21 protein-coding genes are annotated in these 23904 nt (G+C 73.2%); 10 read left to right on the top strand and 11 right to left on the bottom strand.

All coding sequences use genetic code 11. The features are described from left to right. Positions 1-342: 342 nt before the first annotated feature. The 5 genes from ACNHYB_RS12315 to ACNHYB_RS12295 all read left to right on the top strand — a co-directional run bounded on the left by ACNHYB_RS12315 (position 343) and on the right by ACNHYB_RS12295 (position 5739). Positions 343-1425, top strand: coding sequence for an HU family DNA-binding protein (locus ACNHYB_RS12315; protein ID WP_418275635.1), 1083 nt, complete (start codon positions 343-345; stop codon positions 1423-1425). Then, positions 1422-2243: a hypothetical protein gene (locus ACNHYB_RS12310; protein ID WP_418275634.1), complete on the top strand. Its 822-nt coding sequence runs from the start codon at positions 1422-1424 to the stop codon at positions 2241-2243. The genes ACNHYB_RS12315 and ACNHYB_RS12310 overlap by 4 nt, the downstream gene beginning before the upstream one ends. Positions 2244-2286: 43 nt before the next feature. Next, complete coding sequence (locus ACNHYB_RS12305; RefSeq protein WP_418275633.1) at positions 2287-2616, top strand: metal-sensitive transcriptional regulator; 330 nt, start codon at positions 2287-2289, stop codon at positions 2614-2616. Between the two features lie 30 nt (positions 2617-2646). Continuing rightward, positions 2647-2961 (top strand): heavy-metal-associated domain-containing protein, encoded by a 315-nt coding sequence (locus tag ACNHYB_RS12300; RefSeq protein WP_418275632.1) that lies wholly within the window; start codon positions 2647-2649, stop codon positions 2959-2961. 309 nt (positions 2962-3270) lie between these two features. Then, a complete protein-coding gene (locus ACNHYB_RS12295; RefSeq protein WP_418278040.1) occupies positions 3271-5739 on the top strand; it encodes a heavy metal translocating P-type ATPase in 2469 nt (822 codons plus the stop codon). A 174-nt stretch (positions 5740-5913) separates the two neighbouring features. On the opposite strand, the gene ACNHYB_RS12290 is transcribed toward ACNHYB_RS12295, so the two are convergent. From ACNHYB_RS12290 to ACNHYB_RS12275, 4 genes are read right to left on the bottom strand one after another with little or no spacing between them, the layout of a single operon-like run. Next, positions 5914-6720, bottom strand: coding sequence for an ABC transporter permease (locus tag ACNHYB_RS12290; protein ID WP_418275630.1), 807 nt, complete (start codon positions 6718-6720; stop codon positions 5914-5916). Further along, positions 6717-7610 (bottom strand): ABC transporter ATP-binding protein, encoded by an 894-nt coding sequence (locus ACNHYB_RS12285; protein ID WP_418275629.1) that lies wholly within the window; start codon positions 7608-7610, stop codon positions 6717-6719. The genes ACNHYB_RS12290 and ACNHYB_RS12285 overlap by 4 nt, the downstream gene beginning before the upstream one ends. Continuing rightward, on the bottom strand, positions 7607-7906 hold the full coding sequence (locus ACNHYB_RS12280; protein WP_418275628.1) for a transcriptional regulator: 300 nt from the start codon (positions 7904-7906) through the stop codon (positions 7607-7609). The genes ACNHYB_RS12285 and ACNHYB_RS12280 overlap by 4 nt, the downstream gene beginning before the upstream one ends. Beyond that, entirely contained in the window at positions 7903-8625 is a 723-nt protein-coding gene (locus ACNHYB_RS12275; RefSeq protein WP_418275627.1) for a hypothetical protein, read from the bottom strand. Before ACNHYB_RS12275 ends, ACNHYB_RS12280 begins: the two co-directional genes overlap by 4 nt. Before the next feature lie 181 nt (positions 8626-8806). On the opposite strand from ACNHYB_RS12275, the gene ACNHYB_RS12270 reads away from it, so the two are divergent. Next, positions 8807-9751, top strand: coding sequence for an SPFH domain-containing protein (locus tag ACNHYB_RS12270; RefSeq protein ID WP_418275626.1), 945 nt, complete (start codon positions 8807-8809; stop codon positions 9749-9751). Next, positions 9748-10089, top strand: a complete 342-nt coding sequence (locus tag ACNHYB_RS12265) for a hypothetical protein (RefSeq protein WP_418275625.1) — start codon at positions 9748-9750, stop codon at positions 10087-10089. Before ACNHYB_RS12270 ends, ACNHYB_RS12265 begins: the two co-directional genes overlap by 4 nt. A gap of 18 nt (positions 10090-10107) precedes the next feature. Here the strand turns inward: ACNHYB_RS12265 and ACNHYB_RS12260 are convergent, their stop codons facing one another. Then, entirely contained in the window at positions 10108-10719 is a 612-nt protein-coding gene (locus ACNHYB_RS12260) for a hypothetical protein (protein ID WP_418275624.1), read from the bottom strand. A 298-nt stretch (positions 10720-11017) separates the two neighbouring features. On the opposite strand from ACNHYB_RS12260, the gene ACNHYB_RS12255 reads away from it, so the two are divergent. Then, the gene (locus ACNHYB_RS12255; protein WP_418275623.1) at positions 11018-11860 is read left to right on the top strand and encodes a CPBP family intramembrane glutamic endopeptidase; all 843 of its coding nucleotides are present in this window, start codon (positions 11018-11020) and stop codon (positions 11858-11860) included. Here ACNHYB_RS12255 and ACNHYB_RS12250 read toward each other — a convergent pair. Genes ACNHYB_RS12250 through ACNHYB_RS12235 form a run of 4 tightly spaced genes read right to left on the bottom strand, consistent with a single transcriptional unit; the run spans position 11839 to position 17321 of the window. Beyond that, complete coding sequence (locus ACNHYB_RS12250) at positions 11839-13581, bottom strand: dipeptide ABC transporter ATP-binding protein (protein WP_418275622.1); 1743 nt, start codon at positions 13579-13581, stop codon at positions 11839-11841. The genes ACNHYB_RS12255 and ACNHYB_RS12250 overlap by 22 nt on opposite strands. Continuing rightward, positions 13578-14612: an ABC transporter permease gene (locus tag ACNHYB_RS12245; protein ID WP_418275621.1), complete on the bottom strand. Its 1035-nt coding sequence runs from the start codon at positions 14610-14612 to the stop codon at positions 13578-13580. The genes ACNHYB_RS12250 and ACNHYB_RS12245 overlap by 4 nt, the downstream gene beginning before the upstream one ends. Next, a complete protein-coding gene (locus tag ACNHYB_RS12240) occupies positions 14612-15655 on the bottom strand; it encodes an ABC transporter permease (protein ID WP_418275620.1) in 1044 nt (347 codons plus the stop codon). The genes ACNHYB_RS12245 and ACNHYB_RS12240 overlap by 1 nt, the downstream gene beginning before the upstream one ends. Positions 15656-15674: 19 nt before the next feature. Then, positions 15675-17321, bottom strand: a complete 1647-nt coding sequence (locus tag ACNHYB_RS12235) for an ABC transporter substrate-binding protein (protein ID WP_418275619.1) — start codon at positions 17319-17321, stop codon at positions 15675-15677. A gap of 181 nt (positions 17322-17502) precedes the next feature. Between ACNHYB_RS12235 and ACNHYB_RS12230 the strand changes: the two genes are divergently transcribed. Next, complete coding sequence (locus tag ACNHYB_RS12230) at positions 17503-20286, top strand: flippase-like domain-containing protein (RefSeq protein WP_418275618.1); 2784 nt, start codon at positions 17503-17505, stop codon at positions 20284-20286. A gap of 141 nt (positions 20287-20427) precedes the next feature. Here the strand turns inward: ACNHYB_RS12230 and ACNHYB_RS12225 are convergent, their stop codons facing one another. Together ACNHYB_RS12225 and ACNHYB_RS12220 are read right to left on the bottom strand one after the other, a co-directional pair. Continuing rightward, positions 20428-20709, bottom strand: a complete 282-nt coding sequence (locus ACNHYB_RS12225; protein WP_418278039.1) for an HU family DNA-binding protein — start codon at positions 20707-20709, stop codon at positions 20428-20430. A gap of 162 nt (positions 20710-20871) precedes the next feature. After that, positions 20872-21654, bottom strand: a complete 783-nt coding sequence (locus ACNHYB_RS12220; RefSeq protein ID WP_418275617.1) for a copper resistance protein CopC — start codon at positions 21652-21654, stop codon at positions 20872-20874. 71 nt (positions 21655-21725) lie between these two features. On the opposite strand from ACNHYB_RS12220, the gene ACNHYB_RS12215 reads away from it, so the two are divergent. Continuing rightward, positions 21726-23777: an NAD(+) synthase gene (locus ACNHYB_RS12215; protein ID WP_418275616.1), complete on the top strand. Its 2052-nt coding sequence runs from the start codon at positions 21726-21728 to the stop codon at positions 23775-23777. The last annotated feature ends 127 nt before the right edge of the window (positions 23778-23904 follow it).

The raw sequence follows: 23904 nt of genomic DNA, 5'->3' as shown, positions 1-23904 counted from the left end.
GCCGCGGGTGACCCCGACCTGCCCACCCTCGTCCTTGCGGTCGTCCAGGCGTCGGCGCCATCACGGCCGGGTACGGCACCTTCACCATCGGCTGCGGCACAGCACCCCGTTCTGGGATGTTTGGCGATGACTCCACTGCCGTCCTCGTGACCGTCGCCACGCGTCCTCCCGTCGCAGACACCTGACTCTGCTGCGTGCGTAGCAGGCGGGTGGACGACGTCCGCGGGCCATCGCCGGCACCTGCTGCACGCAGCACGGCACATCGCCTGTGCCGGGGGACGCGCGACGCTCCCTGGTCCGGAACCCTGGTGGTGAACCGTCAGCCGCTCGAGGAGATCCCTGATGAAGTTCCTGACCGCCGTGGCGCTCACCGCGATGACGTTCCTCGGCACCGCCCACGACACCCAGTCCTCCCCGGGCTGCGTGTCACCGAGGCCCGGCGTGCGCACGTCTGGTGGCACGGCGACCTGGCGGCCCCCGGCCTGCCGGCGGACGCGCGGAGCATCGCCGAGCGCCCGTGGTTCGACGCACCACCCGCGCACGCGGAGACCTGCTTCGTCGTCGACGTCGTGGAGGGGTTCGCTCGTAGCGCCCCCGAAGCGGTGCCGGGGTTCGTCCACGAGCCGGTCACCGGCACGACGACGTCGGGGCTCAGCGGGCACGAACGTCGATGACCGGCGAGCACGTCGACCGTCGGCGAAGGTGGCGACCGGCCCGCTCGCGGCGTGGCTGACCTGCCTTTCCGGGCGTGCCGAGAGTAGGTTCGGTGGCACGGCAGGTCCGACAGGCAAGGCACCACGGAAGGTGGCAGGCATGAACAAGACCCAGCTCGCGGCAGCCGTCGCAGAACGTACCGGCGCCAGCCCCGCCGATGCTCGCCGGCAGGTGGACGCCGTCCTGGACTCCATCTCCACGGCCGTCGCCTCCGGGGAGCGCGTGACCCTGCTCGGCTTCGGCACGTTCGAGGGCGCGGCTCGCGCGGCGCGCACGGCCCGCAACCCGCGCACGGGCTCGACGATCGACGTTCCGGCAGCCGTCGTCCCCCGATTCCGTGTCGGGGCGGCGTTCAAGGCGCGCGTCGGCGAGGGTGCACCGGCTCCCGTCGTCACGGGGACGGCGTCCGCGGACCCTGGCGAGCGGCAGGGCGCCCGCCCGAGCACCGACAGCGGCACGAAGGTCCCGGCGAAGCCGGCGAGGCCGGGGGCAAGAAGTCCGCCGCCACGGCGGCGAAGGACGCGAAGGCCCCGACGAAGGACCCGAAGAAGGGCTCGAAGAAGTCGTCGGCCAAGCCCTCGAAGAAGGACGCGAAGAAGTCCAAGAAGGGCAAGAAGAAGAAGTAGCACCGGCCGCCCGTCGACGCCGCTATTCTGTGCCCGGACCTGGGGTTTCGCACCGGGTCACCGAACACCGGAGGCGGACCGATGAGGCGCGGCGAGTTCAAGGCGTGGCGGACGGGGGTCGTGGCCGTGCTGTGCGCGGTGCTGGCCGCAGGGACGGTCGTACCGGCGGGGGCGGTGAGTGCCGCGGCACCGACGTCGACCCTGGTGACGGCGACCAAGGACGCTCCACCGACGATCCGGTGGTCCCACACACCCAAGCGGCACCTGGCGCGCAAGAAGGCGACGAAGCGCCAGTCCGAGACGGAGACGTGGCGCCGCCCGACGTTCCGGTGGGCCGGCCAGGACGACCGCGCCGGCCTGCGCTACGAGGTCCGGGTGCGCGAGTTCTTCGGCGCCCGACCGGGCAAGGGGTACGCCACCGGATGGCAGACGATGTCGGGCGAGACCGCCTCGTCGTCGTACCGGCCGTGGGTGTACGCGGGACGCACCCTGTGCGTGCAGGCCCGTGCCGTCGACACCGCCGGGCAGCGGAGCGCCTGGACGCCGAAGCGCTGCACCACGATGCCGGTCCAGGGCTCGGACCTGCTCGGTCCGCAGACGTCCTCGGCCTACCGCAATGCGCGGACGACCGTCGGGCAGGGGCGCAACCAGCAGGTCACCATGGGCGGGAGCTGGAAGGTCAAGGGCGGAGCGGTGCGGATCGGCGTCGCCGCCTCGCCGGGAGCGGGCGAGCTCGACGTCTACGTCGGCAAGCGCAAGATCGGGCACGTCGACGCACGGTCCTCGAAGCGCAGGGTCAAGTACGTGACGGTCGATCCACGCAAGGACTTCGGCTGGGGCAAGCTGCGCCTGGTGGGCACCGAGGGCGTCGTGGACGTCCACTCCTACGTCATCCTGCCCTGATCCTCAGGCTTGCGCTCATACCCCCTAGGGGTATAGTCGACGTATGACCGAGGCCCTGACGACCCTGCCCGAACCCGTCGACGAGCACGACGGGCCGCACGGCTACGCCTCCGACAAGGTCGCCTACCTCAAGCGCATGCGCCGCATCGAGGGACAGGTCCGTGGCATCGCCCGCATGATCGACGAGGACGTCTACTGCGTCGACATCCTCACGCAGGTCGCCGCCGTCACGAAGGCCCTGCAGTCGGTGAGCCTCGCGCTCGTCGAGGACCACCTGGGGCACTGTGTCGTCGACGCCGCCCGGCAGTCCGACGAGGCCGGCGCCGCCAAGGTCAAGGAAGCCGCTGCCGCCATCGGCCGACTCGTCCGCTGAACCGCTCGTCCGCCAACCGAAGGAGAACCCATGAGCACCGTCACCACCCTGGGAGTCACCGGGATGACCTGTGCGAACTGCGTCGCCCACGTCACCGAGGAGCTGGAGGCCGTCGACGGCGTCGAGCACGTCTCCACCGTCCTGAACGACGGCGGCGAGTCCGAGGTCACCGTCTTCTCCGACGAGCCCGTCGACGAGGACGCCCTGCGCGCCGCCGTCTCCGAGGCCGGCGACGACTACGCCGTGGCCTCCTTCGAGATCCAGCCGAACGCGATGGCCGCCCAGCAGGCCGAGCAGGCACCGGCCCGGCAGAAGGCGCACGACGACGCCGCACCCCGCCACTGAGACGTCCGGCCCGGAGCACTCCTCCCGGCCGACCCCGCGGACCCCGGGCGTGACACCCCGGGCCCCGCACCCCCGCGGAACGCCTGCCGTCCCGCGGTCCGACGCCCCGGCGTCGGACCGCGCAGGCCCTCCGCGCCGTGCCCGACGGGCACCCGACCTCCGACGCCCGACACCCCGGGCCGTCGCCGGTGACCTCCGCACGCCCCACCCAGGAGTCACCCCGTGAGCACCCCGAACACCCCCACCACCCCGACCGCCACCACCACCGACGACCAGCCGCTGCGCGAGGTCGACCTCGCCGTGCAGGGCATGACGTGCGCGTCGTGCGTCGCCCGCGTCGAGAAGCGCCTCGCCCGCCTCCCCGGCGTCGAGGCGAGCGTCAACCTCCCCCTGGAGTCCGCGCACGTCGTCCTGCGCCAGGACCACGACGACGACGCCCTGCTCGCCGCGGTCTCGGCCGCCGGGTACAGCGCGACGGTCACCGGCACCCGCACGCTCGGCCCGGGGCCGACGTCGGGCGGCGCCATGCACGACGAGCCCGACGGCGCAGAGCCAGACGGCGCCGACCACACCGGGTCCGGGCACGTCCACACCGAGTACCGCGGGGACGACCTGCGCCGGCGCCTGCGGGTCTCCGCCGTGCTCACCGTGCCGGTGCTGGCACTGTCGATGGTGCCGGCGTGGCAGTTCGACGGGTGGCAGTGGGTCGTCGCCGCGTTCGCGCTGCCCGTGGTGACGTGGGGGGCGTGGCCGTTCCACCGCGCCGCCGCGAAGGCGGCCCGGCACGGCGCCTCCACGATGGACACGCTCGTGTCCATCGGCGTGGTCGCGGCGACCCTGTGGTCGCTGTGGGCGCTGCTCCTCGGCGGTGCCGGCGAGATCGGCATGCGGATGGACGTGTCGCTGCTGCCCTCACGGGAGCACGGCGCGACGCCGGAGCTGTACTTCGAGGTCGCGGCCGTGGTCACGACGTTCCTCCTCGCCGGCCGGTACGCCGAGCACCGCTCGAAGCGTCGGGCCGGGGACGCCCTGCGGTCCCTGCTGGAGCTGGGCGCGAAGGAGGTCGACCGGGTCACCTCGGGCCAGGACGGCAGCCCGCTGACCCGCGGCGACGGCTACGTCACCGAGCGGGTCGCGATCTCGGCGCTGGACGTCGGCGACCTGTTCACGGTGCGCCCGGGCGAGAAGGTCGCCACGGACGGCGAGGTGGTCGAGGGCACGTCGGCGCTGGACACGTCGCTGCTGACCGGGGAGCCGGTCCCCGTGGACGTCTCCGCCGGTGACGCCGTCACCGGTGCGACCGTCAACACCTCCGGACACCTGCTCGTGCGGGCCACCCGGGTCGGCTCGGAGACGACGCTGGCCCAGATCGGCCGTCTCGTGTCCCAGGCCCAGACGGGCAAGGCCCCGGTGGCGCGGCTCGCGGACCGCATCTCGGCCGTGTTCGTGCCGGTCGTGCTGGTCCTCGCCGTGGCGACCTTCGCCGGATGGCTCGTCGCGGGCGCGGGGCTGCAGTTCGCGTTCACCGCGGCGGTCGCGGTGCTCATCATCGCCTGCCCGTGCGCCCTCGGGCTCGCGACGCCGACCGCACTGCTGGTCGGCACCGGGCGTGCCGCCCAGCTCGGGATCGTCGTCAAGGGGCCGGAGGTCCTGGAGTCGACCCGCCGCGTCGACACGGTCGTGCTCGACAAGACGGGCACCGTCACCCAGGGCGCGATGGCGCTGGAGTCGGTCGAGGCCGCCGACGGCGTCGACGCCGGTGAGGCGCTGCGCCTCGCGGCGGCGGTCGAGGCCCGCAGCGAGCACCCCGTGGCCCGCGCCGTCGTCGAGGCCGCGACGCACGGCACGTCGACCCCGGCCGTGCCCTCGCCCGCAGCAGAAGCACCGGCCCCGACCGGCACGGGCACCGGCACCGGCAGCGACACCGACACCGGCGCGGTCGGAGCCGACGGGGTGGAGATCGGCGCGCTGCAGGTGTTCGACTTCCGCTCCACCGCGGGCGGTGGCGTCGAGGCCGTGGTGCGGACCGCGCACTCCGGCCTCGGTGGCGGCGTCGGTGGCCTGGCCACGGGCCCCGGCGGCCTGGGCAGCCGACGGGTCTCGGTCGGGCGGCTCTCCTGGCTCGACGACGTCGGCGTGCACGTCCCCACCGAGGTGCGCGACGCCGTCGGGCGGGCCGAGCGCGACGGCGCGACCGCCGTCGTCGTCGCCTGGGACGGCACGGCCCGCGCCGCGCTCGTGCTGCGCGACCCGGTGAAGCCGACCTCCGCCGAGGCCGTGCGCGAGCTGCGCGACCTCGGTCTGACGCCGGTGCTGCTCACCGGCGACTCCGAGGGCGCCGCCCGGGCGGCGGGGTCCGAGGTCGGCATCGACGAGGTGATCGCGCGGGTCCTGCCCGCCGACAAGGCCGCCACGATCCGGCGCCTGCAGGACGAAGGACGCGTGGTGGCGATGGTGGGCGACGGCGTCAACGACGCCGCGGCGCTCGCGACCGCCGACCTCGGGCTCGCGATGGGCACCGGCACGGACGTGGCGATCGAGGCGAGCGACCTCACCCTGGTCCGGGGCGATCTGCGTGCCGCGGCGACGGCGGTGCGGATCTCGCGGCGCACGCTGCGGATCATCCGGCAGAACCTGTTCTGGGCGTTCGCCTACAACGTGGCTGCCATCCCGCTCGCGGCGGCCGGGCTGCTCAACCCGATGATCGCCGGGGCGGCGATGGCGGCGTCGTCGGTGATCGTCGTCGCGAACTCCCTGCGGCTGCGCCGCGCAGGCTGAAGCGCGGCGACCTCCCGCCGAGCATGCCCTCTGTGCCACCGGAGGACCGGCGGCACAGCGCCCGGGTGCCGAACATGCCCTCTGACCGGTCGAACATGCCCTGGCGGCCCGTCCGCTCGTCCGGACCGGCCGCCAGGGCATGTTCGGCAGCCGGGGGCGGGAGGGGCAGCAGGGTCAGGAGAAGCGGCGGCCCTCGTCGCGGCGGTAGGCGAGCACGGCGAGCACCGCGAACACGGCCGTCCAGCCGAGCAGCACCAGCCACGCGCCCCCGTAGGCGGGCACGCCCGTGGTCACCTCGACCACCAGGTCCCGCCCCGCGCGCGACGGCGTGAACCGGGAGACGGTGTCCAGCCAGGCCGGGAACATCATCGGCGGCAGGAACAGCCCGCCCGCGAACGCCAGCGGGAACACCATGACCTGCACGACGGCGATCGCCGCCTTGGCGGGCATCGAGTAGCCGATCGCCAGGCCCAGCAGCACGAACGGGACCCCGACGACCAGGACCGTGCCGATCCCGCCCAGCAGCTGCACCACCGTCACCGCGGCGGCCGTGAAGATCCAGCCGACGACGAGGAGTGGCACGAGGGCCAGCAGCGACATCACCGTCCCGTTGCCGATCCTGCCGACCATCCGCGGCCACGGACCCGCGGGCAGCGTGCGCACGAACGGGTCGAACGGCAGCTGACGGTCCTCGGACACACCGAGACCGTGGGAGAACAGGCTCGAGGACATGACGGCGAACACCGACAGCGAGGCGACGGCCGTCGTCGCGAAGAACGGGTCCTGGGCGACCGTCTGCTGCGGCACCACGAAGAATCCCAGCGCGAGCGCCGGGAACACGAGGTTGCCGATCACGGCGACCGGGATGCGCACCGTCTCCAGGAACTGGAAGCGCAGGTGCAGCCACGCCAGGCGCCACGGTGCCACGGGGCTGCCCGGCGACGGGACGGCGGGCAGGGTCGGGCTCGGGGACGCGGTCATGACGGGGCTCCTTGCGTGGTGGTGTCGGCGACCATCTGGGCGAACGCCTCCTCGAGGCTGGCCCCGCGCACCTGCAGGTCGGAGAACTCGACGCCGGCCAGCACGAGGTCGCGCACGAGCGCGTCGGCGTCGGTCGTGTAGAGCTCCTGGGCGCCGTCGGGCCGGTACGACCCGCGGACCACCAGCGTCCACGCGGACAGGTCCTGCGGGCTGCGCAGCACCACCTGGCGCAGGCCGACGCGGTGCAGGATCTGCGCCATCGTGTCGTCCGCGCGCACCACCCCGCGGTCGATGACGACGACGCGCTCGGCGAGCGCCTGGACCTCCTCCAGGTAGTGGCTGGTGAGCAGCACGGTGCCGCCGCCGGCGTGGTAGTCGCGGATCGCGTCCCACAGCTCCTGGCGTGCCGACACGTCGAGCCCGGTCGTGGGCTCGTCCAGCAGCAGGACGCGGGGCCGTCCCACCATCGACAGGGCGACCGCGAGACGGCGCTTCTGCCCTCCGGACAGCGCTCCGGTCTGCTTGCGGGCCATCCCGGCCAGCCCGAACTGCTCCAGCAGCCGTGCCGTCGGGACCGGGTCGGGGAAGTGCCCGGCCACGAAGTCCACGACCTCCGCCACGCGCAGCGTCGCCGGCAGCCCGGTCTCCTGCGGGGTGACGCCGAGGCCGACCCGGCTGCCGGCGTCCCGGGGGTCGCCGCCCAGCAGCCGGACGGTGCCCGTGTCCGGCCGGCGCTGTCCGTTGACGAGCGACAGCAGCGTCGACTTGCCGGCCCCGTTGGGTCCCAGCAGCCCAACGATCTCGCCGGCCTCGACGTCGAGGTCGACCCCGTCGAGGGCGGTCACGTCGCCGAACCGGCGCGTGACCCCCTCCAGTCGGATGACGTTCATGATCCCGCTCCTCTCAGCAGGGCGTCCAGCGTGGTGGTGTAGTCCTCGAACGCGCGCCGCCCGACGAGCGTCAGCGCGAGGTAGGTCACGGGCTTGCGTCCGCTGTGGGACTTGGTGACCTGCACGTAGCCGGCGTCCTCCAGCTTGCGCAGGTGGGTCGACAGGTTGCCGGCCGTCATCCCCAGCACCTGCTGCAGCTTGGGGAACGTCATCTCCTCGCCGACCGCCAGCGCGGCCAGGGTCGCGGTGACGCGCAGCCGGGCGGGGGCGTGGATCACCGGGTCGAGGTCGCTCACGGTTCGTCCTGCCGGACGGCGCCCGTCGCCTCCGCGGACGCCCGCGCCCGGCGGCGGGAGGTCAGCACGGTGTCGACGACGCCCATGACGAGGAACCCTCCGCCGCCCGCGACGCTCATCACCAGGTAGGTGCCGGGCATCCCGGCGACGGTGGAGACGCCGCCGACCAGCAGGATCCACACGCCGAGCACGTAGAGGCGGTTCTCCAGGAAGCACGCCCCGCCGCCGATGTACATCAGGCCGACGATGAAGCACGCGAGCGTGTTGGCCACCAGCCCGAGGACGTCGTCGGACGCGCCGGCGTCCGCGATGCCGCCCATGACGAACGGGTACACCGAGAACCCGAGGGGCCATCCGAGCCCCCAGAGCGTCCCGGCCCGGGACCCCGGTCCGCGCAGGCCCGAGGTGCGGCGGACGGTGTGCACGATCGTGATCGTCACGGCGGCGACGAGCAGCGCGAAGAAGACGGCGAAGGCGACGGCGTCGGGGACGCCGTCGCTGCGGGCGCTGCGCCACAGCACGAGGTAGCCGACCCCCCAGGCGACCGCCCAGGTGCCGAAGAGCAGGCGCCCGTCGGGCTCGGTGCGGGTGCGGACGCGGTGCTGCGAGTCCTCGATGAGCCGCCGGGACTCGGCGACGTCGAGGCGCGCCTGCGCGAGGTCGTCGTGCGCCGGTGGGCCGGTCCGGTCGTCGTGCGGTCCGCCGCTCTGCGGGCTCATGCTCTGCTCCTGATGAGGTTTGTGGTGCAAAGTTGTTTGTCCAGCATGGCACCTGCGGCCGGTCCCCACAACCCCCTCGACGCCGTCGGACCGCCGACCTGGCCGTCGCCGCCTCCGCCGTTAATGTGATATCAATTTGCTAGCGCTGGACGAGCCCGGCGCGACGACACCAGGAGCATCGATGACCGAGACCACCGTCACCCAGGACTCCGTCGGCGGCGCGCCCGCCGGCCAGCCCGTCGGCCACGCCGGCACCCGCGTCGACATCGCCGAACGGACCGCCTGGTCGCTCGGCGCCGGCGGCACGGTCGCCACCGTGGCCCTCGCGCTCGCCCTGGCGGCCAGCGGCGTGCTCGCCGTCGTCGGCGGCGGAACCCCCGGCACGGTCGCGGGCGTCGTCATGCTCGCCCTCGCCGTGGTCTCCCTGACCGGGATCGCCGTCGTCAGCCCCGGCGAGACGCTCGTCGTGCAGCTCTTCGGGCGCTACGTCGGCACCGTGCGGCGCACCGGCCTGGTCACCGCGCTCCCCCTGACCACCCGGCGCCGCGTGTCCGTGCGCGTCCGCAACTTCGAGACCAGCGAGCTCAAGGTCAACGACGCCGACGGCAGCCCCGTCAACATCGCCGCCATCGTCGTCTGGCAGGTCGCCGACACCGCCCGGGCGAGCTTCGCCGTCGACGACTACGACGACTTCGTCGTCGTGCAGGCCGAGTCCGCGCTGCGCCACGTCGCCATGTCGCACCCGTACGACGGCGCCGACGACGTCGCATCCCTGCGCGGAGCCACCGAGCTCGTGTCCGAGGAGATCGCCGCCGAGGTCGCCGAACGCGTGGCCGTCGCCGGGGTCGAGGTCGTCGAGACCCGGATCTCCCACCTCGCCTACGCCCCGGAGATCGCCCAGGCCATGCTGCAGCGCCAGCAGGCCGGCGCCATCATCGCCGCCCGGTCCCGCATCGTCGAGGGTGCCGTGTCGATGGTGGAGAACGCCCTGTCCCGCCTGGAGTCCGACGGCGTCGTCGCCCTCGACGACGAGCGCCGCGCGACCATGGTGTCCAACCTGCTGGTCGTCCTGTGCGGCGAGAGCCGGGCCACCCCCGTCGTCAACGCGGGCTCCCTCTACCAGTGAACGAGGCGGCCACGCCGTCCCCGCCCGACGACGGCACCCGCGCGAGGGACGTCGAGGGCGCTCGCGGGGAGGACGTCGAGGGCGCTCGCGGGGAGGACGTCGAGGGCACGCGCCCTGGCGGCGCCGCGACCCCTCGCCGTCGCCCCGCGCGCAAGCAGGTGCTCCTGCGCCTCGACCCGGCGGTCCACGACGCGCTCGCACGGTGGGCCGCCGACGACCTGCGCAGCGTCAACGCGCAGATCGACATGGTGGTCCGGCGCGCGCTGGCCGACGCCGGTCGCCTGCCGCGCGACGTCGGCCCGGCGCGGCGTCCCGGCCGCCCGCGTCACGAGGGGTGACCCGGGCGGCCGACGACGTCACTGCAGCCAGTAGAGCGCGTTGCCGTCGTAGATGTTGTAGTCCTCGAAGTCGTTCCACGCACCGCCGGCGGGGGCGGGCTGGGAGTCGGGCACCGCGGCCGCGAAGCACGTGCTCAGCGTCTCGCCCTCGTCGAACTCCGTCGTGAACGACTCGCTCGGGCAGCTGTCCCAGCCGATGAGCGAGATGTTCTGCAGCTGCTCGCTGTTCTCGTCGACGGCGTAGAACTCCGACGCGATCGAGCTGTACGCGACCTCGTCGCCCGAGTTCTTCTTCATGTCGGCCCACAGGTAGTAGACCGTCATGCCCTTGAGCTGGGAGATCTCCTCCTGCAGCGCCTTCTGGTCGGCGTCGGGGGCGGCCTCGATCTCGGTGACCGTCACGTCGATGACGGCCGAGCCGCCGTCGTCGCCCGCGACCTCGAACGGCAGGGACAGCCACTCGCCGAGGCCGGCGGTGTCGCCGGGGGCGGCGACGTCACCGCTCGGCGCGGCGGCCTCCTCCTCGGCAGTCTCCTCGGTCGCCTCCTCGGACGGCTCGGCCTCGGCGGTCTCCTCGGCAGGAGCCTCGGTGGCGGTGTCCTCGGCGGGCTCGTCGCCGGAGCAGCCCACGAGGAGCAGGCTCAGCGAGAGGGCGGCAGCAGGGCCAGACGGGTGGTGCGTCGCACGGTGATTCCTTCGGTCGCTCAGACAGGCCGGGAACGCGTTTTCCGCGCGCGACGAAGCGGCGCGGCCGTCATCGGCACGCGTTCCGGGGATGGACGGCGGCACGCCGCTCGTCCGAGGTGACCGTCCCACCTCCGGTTGCCTCCCGCAATGGAGACGCCCCCCCCCCGCCTCACGACGCAGACTGTGACCTCGGTCTCTGCCGCGACAGGTTCCCCCGAGGTCGCAGTGCTATAACCGGACGATGACCACCGCGCCGGCCGACCCGCCCTGGACTCCCCCACCGGCCGCCGCCCCCGTGACCGAGCGCCGTGACCGACGTCGGACCGGGGCCGAGATCTGGATCGTCCTCGGGCTGAGCCTCGGCCAGAGCGCCGTGTACGCGCTCGTGGCGATCGGGGTGCGCGTCTACGACGCGCTCGCGAGCTCGACCGCGCTCAGCGAGCAGACGGCCACCCTCAACGCCTCCCGCTCTCCGCGCCCGTACCTCGACCTCACCTACCAGGTGCTCGGCATCGCCTTCGCCCTGCTGCCCGTCGTCCTGGCGCTGTACCTGCTCAGCGGCCGCGGGCCCGGCACCCTGCGGCGCATCGGGCTCGACGCCGCACGCCCCGGCCGGGACACCGCGTGGGGGTTCGCGCTGGCCGCCGGGATCGGCATCCCCGGGCTGGCGTTCTACGCCCTGGGGCGGGCGCTCGGCATCACCGTCACGATCCAGGCCAGCGCGCTCGACCCGTACTGGTGGACGGTGCCCGTGCTGATCCTGTCCGCGCTGAAGAACGGTCTCCTCGAGGAGGTGATCGCGGTGGCCTACCTGCACGAGCGCACCGCGGACCTCGGCTGGGGCCGAGTCAGGTTCGTCGTCGTGAGCTCCCTGCTGCGCGGCTCCTACCACCTGTACCAGGGCTTCGGGCCCTTCCTCGGCAACGTCGTCATGGGCGTGGTCTTCTCCTGGTTCTACACCTCCCGGTGGGGTCGCCACCGCGTGCTGCCCCTGGTGATCGCCCACACCCTGCTCGACGTCGTCGCGTTCGTCGGGTACGCGTACGTGCCCGACTCCTGGCTTCAGGCGCTCGGCGTGACCTGACCCCGCCGTCGAGCCTGCTCGACCGGGTCCGGGACCGGCAGCGACGCCAGCAGGCGACGCGTGTAGTCCTCGCGCGGCGCACCGAGCACCTGCTCGCCCGTGCCCTCCTCGACCAGCCGGCCGCGGTACAGCACCGCGATCCGGTCGGCCACCAGGTCCACGACCGCCAGGTCGTGCGACACGAACAGGCAGGCGAACCCCAGGTCGGCCTGGAGCTGCGCGAACAGCTCCAGCACCCGGGCCTGCACCGACACGTCGAGCGCGGACGTCGGCTCGTCGGCGATCAGGAGCTCCGGGTCCAGCGCCAGGGCGCGCGCCAACGACGCCCGCTGCCGCTGCCCGCCGGACAGCTCGTGGGGGTAGCGGTCGCCGTAGGACCGCGGGAGCTGGACCGCCTCGAGCAGCTCGTCCACGCGTCCCCGCGCCGCGCCGGGGTCGCCGGCACGCCCGCTCACCACCAGCGGCTCGGCCACGCACTCGGCGATGGTGAGCAGCGGGTTGAACGACGTCGCCGGGTCCTGGAACACGAACCCGAGCCGCGGCCGGACCCCTGCGAGGTCCCGGCCGCGGGCGCCGCGCATCTGCGTGCCCAGCACCGTCAGGGACCCGTCCGTGACCGCCGTGAGGCCCGCGACGGCTCGCGCGATCGTCGTCTTGCCCGACCCGGACTCCCCCACCAGACCGAGGACCTCGCCCGGGCGGATGGTCAGGGAGACGTCGTCGACGGCGGTGAACCCGGGCCGGCGGAACCGCCCCGGGTAGGTGATGGTCAGGTGCTCCGCGTGCACGACGGGCGCGGTGTCCGCCCACCCGTCCGGCCGGGCCGCGGCCCGCTCGCGCGCACGGGCCGTCCCCTCGCCGACCCGCGGCACCGCACCCAGCAGGGCCCGGGTGTAGTCGGCCTGCGGCGCGGCGAACAGGTCGGTGGCCGTCGCCTGCTCGACGACCTTGCCCTGGTACATCACCGCCACGCGGTCGGCGAGGTCGGCCACGACGCCCATGTTGTGCGTGATGAGCACGATGGCGGTGCCGGTCTCGTCGCGCAGGCGACGCAGCAGGTCGAGGATCTCCGCCTGGACGGTGACGTCGAGCGCCGTCGTCGGCTCGTCGGCGACGATGAGACCGGGACCGAGCACGAGGGCCATCGCGATGACGATGCGCTGCTTCTGCCCGCCGGAGAACTGGTGCGGGTAGTGGTCGACCCGCTCGGCCGGGTCGGGGATGCCGACGGTGCCCAGCACCTCCACGGCACGACGTCGCGCCTCCTTGGCGGACACCCGGCCGTGGGCGCGCAGACCCTCGGCGATCTGCCAGCCGACGGTCTGCACCGGGTTGAGGGCCGTGGAGGGCTCCTGGAACACCATCGCGACGTCACGACCACGCACGGCGCGCAGCCGGGCCGCCGACGCGTGCACGACGTCGGTGCTGCCGCCGTCCCGCCCCGACAGCACGACGGCGCCACGGGCGGTGGCCGTCTCGGGCAGCAGCCCGAGGATCGTCTTGGCGGTGACGGTCTTGCCGGAGCCGGACTCCCCGACCACGGCCAGGACCTCACCGGGTGCGACGTCGAGGCTCACCCCGTCCACGGCTCGCACGGGACCGGCGTCGGTGGCGAACGAGACGGCGAGGTCCTCGATGCGGGCGACGGGTGCCGGACCGGCGGCGGGACCGGCGGCGGGACCGTTCGTGGGACCGTTCGTGGGACCCGTGGTGGCGGTCATGCGGACTCCTCCTGGGGACCGACGGACGTCTCGGCGACCGTGCCGGACACGTGGCCGGCACGGGCCCGCGTGCGCAGGCGGGGGTCGGCGAGGTCGTTGAGCGACTCGCCGACCAGGGTCATGCCGATGGCGGCGAGCACGATCGCCAGGCCGGGGAACAGGGCCGTCCACCAGATGCCGCTGGTGACGTCCGCGACGGCGCGCTGCAGGTCGTAGCCCCACTCGGCCGCCGCCGTCGGCTCGATGCCGAACCCGAGGAACCCGAGGCCCGCGAGGGTCAGGATCGCCTCGGAGGCGTTGAGCGTGACGATGAGCGGCAGGGTGCGCACCGAGTTGCGCAGCACGTGGCGGGTCATGATCCGCCGGTGGGGCGTGCCGAGCACCCGCGCCGCGTCGACGAACGCCTCGGCCTTGACCCGCACCACCTCCGCGCGGACCACCCGGAAGTACTGCGGCACGAACACCACGGTGATGGACAGGGCGGCGGCCAGGATGCCGCCCCACATGCTCGACTGCCCGCCCGAGATGACGATGGCGAGCAGGATGGCCAGCAGCAGCGACGGGAACGCGTAGATCGCGTCGGCCACGACCACGAGCACGCGGTCGAGCCAGCCGCCGAAGTACCCGGAGACGAGGCCGAGGGCCACGCCGACGACGATCGAGGCGAGCACCGCCACCACCACGACGAGCAGGGCGGTGCGAGCACCCCACACCACCCGGGACAGCACGTCGTAGCCGCCGACGGTGGTGCCGAACCAGTGCTCGGCGCTGGGCGGCTGCTGGGCGCCGAACGTCTGCTCGGCGTCGCGCAGCTGGGACCAGCCGTACGGCGCGATCAGGTCGGCGCCGACCGCGACGACGACGAACACCACGCACAGCACGAGCCCGGCCACCAGCATGCCGCGCTGCAGGCCGACGCTCTGGCGCACCTGGTGCACGACGGGCAGCCGGCGGAACCAGGCGCCCCGCCCGGTCAGCCGTTCGGGGGACGCGGGGCCGGCGGTCGCGCCGGCCAGCTCGGGGGCAGTCATCAGTACCTCACCCTCGGGTCGACCAGTGCGGCGATCACGTCGACCAGGAAGTTCGTCACGGCCACCACCACCGCCATCACCACGACGATGCCCTGCACGGCCACGAAGTCCCGGGCCTGCAGGTACTCGGCGAGCTGGAAGCCGAGGCCGCGCCACTCGAACGTGGTCTCGGTCAGCACCGCACCGACGAGGAGCATGGCGATCTGCATCCCCGCCACCGTGATGATGGGGATGAGTGCCGGCCGCCACGCGTGCGCCGTCACGAGACGGCGCTCACGCACCCCGCGGGAGCGGGCGGCGTCGACGTACTCGGCGCCCAGGGTGCCGATCATGTTGGTGCGCACGAGCCGCAGGAACACCCCGGCGGTGAGCAGCCCGAGGGCCGCGGCCGGCAGGACGGCGTGCGACAGCACGTCGAGCACGACGGCGGGGTCGCCGGTGGCGAACGCGTCCACGAGCATGAACCCGGAGTCCGCGCCGGCCTTGCGCATCTCGATCTCCCCGGCGACGGACACGCGGCCCGCCACGGGGAACCAGCCCAGCCAGACCGAGAAGATCAGCTTGAGCATCAGACCCGCGAAGAACACCGGGGTCGCGTAGGCGAGGATCGCCGCGAGCCGCAGGACGGCGTCGGGCAGCCGGTCGCGACGGTAGGCGGCGATCATCCCGAACGGGATGCCCAGCACGAGCGCGACCAGGACGGCGTACAGGCTCAGCTCGAGCGTCGCCGCACCGTAGGTGGCCAGCACCTCGGTGACGGGTCGGTTGTCGGAGATGGTCAGCCCGAAGTCGCCCGTGAAGATGCCGCGCAGGTACTCCATGTACTGCACGAGGATCGGCCGGTCGTAGCCGGCGGCGGCGATCCGTTCGGCGAGCTGGTCCTGGGTGAGACGACCGCCCAGGGCGGCCGTGATCGGGTCACCCGTGGCGCGCATGAGCACGAACACGGCCGTGACCAGGATGAAGACGGTGGGGATGATCAGCAGGAAGCGCACCAGGATGTAGCGTCCCAGTGCGCTTCCTGCTGCGGGTGAGGCAGCCACGTCGCGGAGATTCCCTCGGTCAGCCCTTGCTCAGCGCCGCGTAGCGGAACTTGAACGAGGCGTCGAGGGTGTCCTCGGCGCCTTCGACCGTGGAGCCCACGACGGCGACCTGCGCACCCTGGAGGTACGGCACCGTGGAGAGGTCCGCGGCCACCGTCTCCTGGATCTCCTCGATGATCCCGGCCCGGGCGTCCGGGTCCTCGGTGACGCCCTGGGAGACGATGAGGTCGTCGACCGTGGGGTTCGAGTAGTGGTTGCCCAGGAAGTTCTCCGTGAGGAAGAACGGCGTCAGGTAGTTGTCCGCGTCGGAGTAGTCCGGGAACCAGCCCAGCTGGTAGCTCGGGTACACGTCGGCGGTGCGGTCCTTGGAGTACTGCACCCACTCGGTGGTCTGCAGGTCCACGGTGAACAGGCCCGACGACTCGAGCTGGTCCTTGATGAGCGCGTACTCGTCGCCCGAGGACGGACCGTAGTGGTCGTTCGAGTACTGCAGGCTGAGCTGCACCGGCGTCTCGACGCCCGCGTCCGCGAGCGCCTGCTCCGCCGCAGCGGAGTCCGGGCCGCCGTCGCCGTCGCCGTACATCGTCTTGAGGGACTCGGTGGCACCCGTCAGGCCGGCGGGCACGTAGGAGTACAGGGGGGTGTAGGTGCCCTTGTAGACCTGCTCGGCGATCGTCTCGCGGTCGATGAGGTGCGCGACGGCCTGCCGCACGGCGAGCGCCTTGTCCTCGTCGGCGTCGTCCTGCGCGGCACCGTAGGGCTGGGTGTCGAAGTTGAAGACGACGTAGCGGATCTCCCCGCCGGGGCCCTCGACGACCTTGACGTTCTCGTCGCCCTGGAGGTCCTCGACGTCGGTGGCGGACAGCGAGCGGAACGCCACGTCGACGGCGCCCTGCTGCACGTCCAGCTTGAGGTTGGAGGCGTCGGCGAAGTAGGAGACGTTGACCTCGGGGGTCTTCGCGGCGCCCAGGATGCCCTGGTAGCCGTCGTAGGCCTCGTAGGTGACGAGCTCGTTGAGCGCGTAGCTGGTGATCGTGTACTGGCCGGCGAAGGCCTGGCCGTCGACGATCTCGGAGTCCGGCGTCAGCGCGTCGGCGGCGAACACGTCCTCGTCGACGATGGGGCCGGCGGGGGACGACAGGATCTGCGGGAAGACCTGGTCGTTCGGCTCCTTGAGGTGGAAGACGACGGTGGTGTCGTCCACGGCCTCGGTGGAGTCGAGGTTGTACAGCAGCGACGACGGCCCGGCCTCGTCGGCGATCGCGACCTGGCGGTCGAAGCTGAACTTCACGTCCGAGGCCGTGAGGTCGTTGCCGTTGGCCCACTTCAGGCCCGACTTCAGCACGACCGTGTACTCGGTGGGGGCGGTGAACTCCGCGGACTCGGCGATGTCGGGCTCGACGTCGGGGCTGCCGTACGGGGTGTTCATCAGGAAGGGGTAGACCTGGTTCATCACGGCGAAGGAGCCGTTGTCGTAGGAGCCCGCCGGGTCGATCGTGGTGATCTTGTCCGTGGTGCCGATCGTCAGGGACTCGCTCGCCCCGCCGTCGCCGTCGCTCGCACCCTCGTCGGTGCTGCTCCCACTGCAGGCCGTGAGGACGAGCGCGAGCGCCGCCGTCCCGGCCGTGACCGCGGCGGTCCGCCGCATGCCTCGGGTCATCGTCATCTCTCGTGTTCCTCCTCGCCGAGGTACACGGGATCGCCGCGTACCTGATCAGTCATGGCGGCGTTTCTACCAGGCGACTGTGTCTGTCAGATCACACCAGTGTGTCACGCAGCGGTGACACTCCCGTCCCAGGTCACGTCCGCCCGGGCCGTCAGGCGCTCGCGCGCCTAGACTCGCGGACATGTCCGGAGCGAGCGGGGAGGCCGTCGGCGGCCCTCGCACACCTGCGACGGCGGTGCACGACGTCGGTTCCTTCGTCGGCGACGACTCGAACCCTCCCACCGGCGCGCTGCGCGCGCTCTTCGCGGGCGGCACGACGCGGGACGACGACGCCGGGCTCGTCCGGGTGGTCGACACCCCCGAGGTGCGGGTGCGCCACCCCTCCGACCTGCTCGGGCTCATCGGCAGCGCGCTCGGCGTGGCGCTCGTGCTGGTCCTGGCGGTCGTCGCGCACGGCACCACGGAGGGCGTCACGGCGGACGTGCGCGAGTTCAACACGCTCCTGGCGGACCTGCTCGTCATCCCGGTGGCGCTGCTGGAGGGCCTGGTCACTCTGTTCGTGCCCGTCGCGGTGCTCGCCGAGCTCGGGATGCGGCGGCTGGGCCGGCAGGTCGTGGAGTCGATCGTCGCGGCCACGCTGGGCCTCTCCCTCGGCGTCGTCGCCGTGCTGACGGTCGACTGGCTCGGGTCCGACGAGCTGGTCCGCACCCTGTCGGTGGCGCGCGACGGCGTCTGGGAGATCACCATCCCGGGCTACGTCGCCGCGATCGCCGCCCTGCTCACCACGGCGGGCCCCCGCACCCGGCGGCGCACGGTGCGATGGTCCTGGAACGTGCTGTACCTGGCGCTCGTCATCGCCCTCATCACCGGCCAGGCGTCCCTGCCCGGCGTGCTCGTCGCGCTCCTGCTCGGCCGCTTCGCCGGGCAGACGGTCCAGTACGTCTCCGGGGTGCGGTCCGAGCGGGCGTACGGCGGCGAGCTCGTCACCGCCGTGCGGCGCGCCGGGTTCCGACCCACCGCGCTGGTGCGCGTGCGTGCCGTCTCCGCCCCCGCCGAGGACCACCAGGACGACGGCCACGACGACGCCCCGCCGGACGCCGGCCTCGACACCATGCCCGACGAGACGGTCACGCACGTGGACGCGGCCGGCGTCGTCACCGGACGCACCACCCTGCGCGCCATGCTGCGCAACCGGGCCCGCGGGGGACGCGCCGCACGCGGGGACGCCGTCCCGGACGAGCTGCCCACGTCGGGCACCCTGGCCGACCCCGCCACCATCGCCCTGACACGTGCGGGCGACGCCCGCGTGTACGCGATGTTCACCGCCGACGGCGTGCGCCGCGACGTCGTCGTCCTCGACGGCGACCGGCACGTGCTGGGCATGCTCACCCGGGCCTGGCGGGCCCTGCGCCTGCGCGGGCTGGAAGGTCGCGCCCAGGTCTCCCTCAAGGCCGTCGCGGAACGCAACTCGCTGCTCGCGTACGCCGCGTCCGCGGCCGGCGTGCGCACGCCGCGGCTGCTCGGCGTCGGCGAGGCCGCCGACTCCATCGTCCTGGTCACCCAGCACGCCGAGGGCACCGTGTCCTGGGCGGACCTGCCCGAGGAGGCGCTCGCCGGGGAGCGCGGCGACGCGATCCTCGCCGCGGCCTGGTCCCAGCTCCGCCGTGCGCACTCCGCCGGGCTCACCCACCACGCCCTCGTCCCGGACGTGCTGCTCGTCGGGACCTCCGACGACGGCGAGCCCCAGGTGTGGCTCACCGGGTGGGAGCAGGGCGAGATCGCCTCGACGACCCTGGGACGCCGACTCGACCTGACGCAGATGATGGCGCTGCTGGCCCTGCGGGTCGGCGCGGAACGGGCCGTCGCGTCCGGGGTGGCGGCACTGCCCGACGACGACATCGCCGCCGTCGGACCGCTCCTGCAGTCCGTGGCCCTGCCGCCCGCCACCCGGGTCGCCGTGCGCCACGAGAAGGGCCTGCTCAACGCGCTGCGCGAGGCGCTGGTGGCTCGGCTGCCCCAGGTCGACGTCCAGCCGCAGAACATCACCCGGTTCGGCGCCCGCACGGTGGTGATGCTGGCGCTCGTCATCGTGGTCGTCACCGCGCTCGTCACCACGATGAACCTGGAGGAGATCACCGCCGCGGTCACGCAGGCCAACCCGTGGTGGGTCGTGGGGGCGTTCCTCCTGGCCGCGATCACGTGGTTCGGCGCGGCACTGACGTTCGTGGCGTTCTCACCGAAGCCGCTGCCGCTGTTCCGCGCGACCCTCACGCAGGTCGCCGGGTCCTTCGTGTCGCTGGCCGCCCCCGCCGGCATCGGACCGGCGGCGCTCAACCTGCGGATGCTCACCCGCCGCGGCGTCGAGACCCCGATGGCGGTCGCCACCGTCGCCCTCGTGCAGGTCTCCCAGTTCGTCGTCACCGTGCTGCTGCTCGTCGTGCTGTCGATCTTCACCGGCTCCGGCGGCCTCATCGAGCTGCCGTCCATCACCGTGCTGCTGACGATCGCCGGCGTCGGCGTCCTCGTCGTGGCGACTCTGCTGGTCCCGGCGATCCGCCGCTGGGTCTGGGAGAAGGCGCGGCCGACCCTGGAACAGGTGTGGCCCCGCCTGTCGCAGATGCTCGGCCAACCGGGTCGCCTGGCGCTCGGTCTGGGCGGCAACGTCATCATGTCGCTCGGTTACGTGCTCGCGTTCGACGCCGCCCTGGCGGCCTTCGGGCAGTCGCTCCGGCTCGTCGACGTCGCCGTCGTCTACCTCGTGGGCAACGCGCTCGGCGCGCTGGTGCCGACGCCCGGCGGTCTGGGCGGCGTCGAGGCGGCGCTGACCGCCGGACTCACCGCCGCCGGGGTGCCGGCGTCCATCGCCCTGTCCACCACCGTGCTGTTCCGGCTCGTGACGTACTGGGGCCGGGTGCCCTTCGGCTGGGCGGCGATGCGCTACCTGGAGCGCAAGGGCGACCTCTGACCGGGCGCCGTCCGAGCGCGAGCGCACCCGCGCGCACCGACCCGCGCACCCGCCCCGGAAAGCACCGTGGGCACGGGACGTGCGGGTCAGGACAGGTCCTGGCCCGCACGTCCCGTGCCCACGGCACGTGCGCGGGGGTCGTCAGCTGGTGACGGCCTTCTTCAGCAGCGAACCGGCGCTGACCTTCACGCCGTAGCCCGCGGGGATCTGGATCTCCTCGCCCGTGCGCGGGTTGCGGCCGGTGCGGGCCGCGCGCTCGACGCGCTCGACCGACAGCAGACCGGTGACCTTGACGGCCTCACCCTTGGCGAGGGACTCCACGAGGACGTCCTGGAACGCCTTGAGGGCCTCCTCGGCCTGCGCCTTGGTCAGACCGGCCTTGGCGGCGATGGCCGAGGCGAGCTCGGACTTGTTGAGCGACATGTGCATCCCTTCTCCGGATCACGACGTGCACGTCTGGCACGTCGTCACGTTCTCGGTCCCGCCTCTCGAACCGGCGGACCGGGAACACACTAAGGAACATCCGCGGGTTTCTGCGACCTTTCGGCGCGTCGGCGCGCCCCAGATCGCCCGTCGGACGTCAGTTCAGTCCTGCGGCCCCTCCTGGCCGGGGGCGCCCTGCGGGTCCTGGGGACGACGGCGCGCCCGCACCACCAGCGCCAGCGCGACACCGATCGCCGCCACGACCGCCGCACCGTAGACCCACGGCAGCGCACCGGAGCCGTCCGAGTCGCCGTCCGCGGACGCGTCGAGGGCCACCGCGGACGGCGACTCCGCCGGCTCCGCCGCTTCCTGGCTCGGCGCGGGACCGGCTCCAGTGCTGGCCTCCGGGCTCGCCGCGGGGCCGGCCTCCGGGCTCGACCCGGGGCTCTCGGCAGCCTCCGGCTGGTCGGCGACCGTGTAGTCGAGCTCCCCCTCGATGGGGTGGCCGTCGGACGAGACGACCCGCCAGCGCACCGCGTACTCCCCGCCGGACGTCTGCTCGCCCAGGTCGGCGACGACGTCCTTGCCGTCCACCGTCACGTCGGCGGTGACGTCGCCGTCGGGCGTCGTGACCTCCACCATCGTGCCGTCGGGCAGGATGTCGGCGCTGTACGTCAGCGTGATCGTTCCGGTCGGCTCGTCCAGCTCCGCGCCGTCCTTCGGGTCCGACGACACGAGGCTGTCGTGGGCGCTCGCCGGGAACGCCGTCATGATCGTCACGGCCGTGCCGCCGAGCACCGTCAGCAGCATCGCGAGCGCGACGATCGCCGCGACGACCCGCCGTCGCCCCTGGGGCCGCACGGGCCGCCACGAGTCGTCGGACGTCGTCGGACGAGGTCCGGGCCGGGGATCGGCGGGCACGCGGCCCGCAGGTTTCTGCGCCACGCAGGCGACCCTAGCGCCGCCCACCGACCTTCAGCGAACGCGTGGGCCGCGACGTCGGGCACACTCGGGGTGTGGACTTCCGCAACGCCTACGCCCACGGGTTCGCCCGCGTCGCCGCCTGCACCGTGCCCGTCACCGTCGCGGACCCCGCGGCGAACGCCGCCGCGATCCTCGCCGAGGCGCGCGCGTGCCACGACGACGCCGTCGCCGTCGCCGTGTTCCCCGAGCTGTCCGTCTCGGGCTACGCGCTGGACGACCTGCACCTCGCGGACACGCTGCTGGAGGCCGTGCACGACGCCCTGGAGCAGATCGTGGAGGCCAGCGCGGACCTGCGCCCGCTGCTCGTGGTGGGCGCCCCGCTGGAGGTCGACGGCCGCGTCCACAACTGCGCCGTCGTCGTCCAGGGCGGGCGGGTGCTCGGCGTCGCCCCCAAGTCCTACCTGCCGACCTACCGCGAGTTCTACGAGCAGCGCTGGTTCGCCGCCGGGGCGCGGACCGGGGGCGGCTCGGTCCGCCTGCCCTTCGCCGACGACGACGTCCCGTTCGGTCCCGACCTGCTGTTCCGGGCGCGCGACGTCGCCGGGCTCGTGGTGCACGTCGAGGTGTGCGAGGACATGTGGGTGCCCGTGCCGCCGTCCGCGGAGGCGGCTCTCGCCGGCGCGACCGTGCTGCTCAACCCGTCCGCGAGCCCCATCACCATCGCGCGCGCCGAGGACCGCCGGCTCCTGGTGCGGTCGGCCTCCGCCCGCTGCCTGGCCGCCTACGCCTACGCGGCGGCCTCGCCGGGCGAGTCGTCCACCGACCTGTCCTGGGACGGTCAGACGATGCTCTACGAGGTCGGCGACGAGCTGGCCCGCACCGAACGCTTCCCCGAGGGACCGCGGCGCGCCGTGGCCGACGTCGACCTCGACCGGCTGCGCCAGGAACGTCTGCGCCAGGGCACCTTCGACGACAACCGGCGGGCGCTCGGGGAGCGGACCGCCCGGTTCCGCACCGTCGAGTGGTCCGTCGAGCCGCCGTCGGGCGACGTCGGCCTGCGCCGCAAGGTCGACCGGTTCCCGTTCGTGCCCGACGACGCCGAGCGCCTCGCCCGTGACTGCTACGAGGCGTACAACATCCAGGTCACCGGCCTGGAGCAGCGGCTGGCCTCGATCGGGCAGCCGAAGGTCGTCATCGGCGTCTCCGGGGGGCTGGACTCCACGCACGCGCTGCTCGTCGCGGCGAACGCGATGGACCGGCTCGGGCGGCCCCGCACCGACGTCCACGCGGTGACGATGCCCGGCTTCGCGACGTCGGCGGAGACCAAGGAGCGCGCGACGCGGCTGGCCACGGCGCTCGGCGTCCGGTTCGAGGAGCTGGACATCCGCCCCGCCGCGACGCAGATGCTGCGCGACCTCGGCCACCCGTTCGGCGACGGCGAGCCCGTCTACGACGTCACCTTCGAGAACGTGCAGGCCGGTCTGCGCACCGACTACCTGTTCCGGATCGCGAACCACCGCGGCGGCATCGTGCTCGGCACCGGCGACCTGTCGGAGCTGGCGCTCGGCTGGTGCACCTACGGTGTCGGCGACCAGATGTCGCACTACGCGGTCAACACGGGGGTGCCGAAGACGCTGATCCAGCACCTGATCCGCTGGGTCGCGGACTCGGGGGACTTCCCCGACGAGGTGGGCGACGTGCTGCGCGAGGTGGTGTCGGCGGAGATCTCCCCCGAGCTGGTGCCCGTGGGATCCGGCGAGACGCCGCAGTCGACGCAGGCCGTCGTCGGGCCGTACGCCCTGCAGGACTTCACGCTCTACTGGACGCTGCGGCACGGCCTGCGACCGTCCAAGATCGCGTTCCTCGCCTGGCACGCCTGGCGGGACGCCGACGCCGGCGAGTGGCCGCCCAACTACCCGCACGACGAGCGCTCCACCTACGACCTGGCCGAGATCCGCCGCTGGCTCGTGGTGTTCGTGCGGCGGTTCTTCTCCTCGCAGTTCAAGCGGTCGGCGCTGCCGAACGGGCCGAAGGTGTCGCCCGGCGGGAGCCTCTCGCCGCGCGGGGACTGGCGGATGCCGTCCGACGCGTCGCCCGCGGCCTGGCTCGCCGAGATCGAGGCCAACGTGCCGTCCGAGCAGTGACCTGCGGCAGCCGACCCTTTGGATGTGAGACACGTCACACGCCAGGTCACGGGTTTGCCTGACGGGCGCCCGACGTAGTCGAATCGTTCCTAGGCGTTCCCTCGGAGCCGTCACCACGACCATCTCT

Source organism: Isoptericola jiangsuensis (genome assembly GCF_048320105.1).
Lineage (GTDB): Bacteria > Actinomycetota > Actinomycetes > Actinomycetales > Cellulomonadaceae > Isoptericola > Isoptericola jiangsuensis_A.
This window is presented reverse-complemented; position numbering and strand designations above follow the sequence as displayed.

Bases quoted from the DNA above. Each gene is read 5' to 3' on its own strand.
- ACNHYB_RS12315 (WP_418275635.1), top strand. From the start codon at position 343: ATGAAGTTCCTGACCGCCGTGGCGCTCACCGCGATGACGTTCCTCGGC.
- ACNHYB_RS12310 (WP_418275634.1), top strand. From the start codon at position 1,422: ATGAGGCGCGGCGAGTTCAAGGCGTGGCGGACGGGGGTCGTGGCCGTG.
- ACNHYB_RS12305 (WP_418275633.1), top strand. From the start codon at position 2,287: ATGACCGAGGCCCTGACGACCCTGCCCGAACCCGTCGACGAGCACGAC.
- ACNHYB_RS12300 (WP_418275632.1), top strand. From the start codon at position 2,647: ATGAGCACCGTCACCACCCTGGGAGTCACCGGGATGACCTGTGCGAAC.
- ACNHYB_RS12295 (WP_418278040.1), top strand. From the start codon at position 3,271: ATGACGTGCGCGTCGTGCGTCGCCCGCGTCGAGAAGCGCCTCGCCCGC.
- ACNHYB_RS12290 (WP_418275630.1), bottom strand. From the start codon at position 6,720: ATGACCGCGTCCCCGAGCCCGACCCTGCCCGCCGTCCCGTCGCCGGGC.
- ACNHYB_RS12285 (WP_418275629.1), bottom strand. From the start codon at position 7,610: ATGAACGTCATCCGACTGGAGGGGGTCACGCGCCGGTTCGGCGACGTG.
- ACNHYB_RS12275 (WP_418275627.1), bottom strand. From the start codon at position 8,625: ATGAGCCCGCAGAGCGGCGGACCGCACGACGACCGGACCGGCCCACCG.
- ACNHYB_RS12270 (WP_418275626.1), top strand. From the start codon at position 8,807: ATGACCGAGACCACCGTCACCCAGGACTCCGTCGGCGGCGCGCCCGCC.
- ACNHYB_RS12255 (WP_418275623.1), top strand. From the start codon at position 11,018: ATGACCACCGCGCCGGCCGACCCGCCCTGGACTCCCCCACCGGCCGCC.
- ACNHYB_RS12250 (WP_418275622.1), bottom strand. From the start codon at position 13,581: ATGACCGCCACCACGGGTCCCACGAACGGTCCCACGAACGGTCCCGCC.
- ACNHYB_RS12245 (WP_418275621.1), bottom strand. From the start codon at position 14,612: ATGACTGCCCCCGAGCTGGCCGGCGCGACCGCCGGCCCCGCGTCCCCC.
- ACNHYB_RS12235 (WP_418275619.1), bottom strand. From the start codon at position 17,321: ATGACGATGACCCGAGGCATGCGGCGGACCGCCGCGGTCACGGCCGGG.
- ACNHYB_RS12230 (WP_418275618.1), top strand. From the start codon at position 17,503: ATGTCCGGAGCGAGCGGGGAGGCCGTCGGCGGCCCTCGCACACCTGCG.
- ACNHYB_RS12225 (WP_418278039.1), bottom strand. From the start codon at position 20,709: ATGTCGCTCAACAAGTCCGAGCTCGCCTCGGCCATCGCCGCCAAGGCC.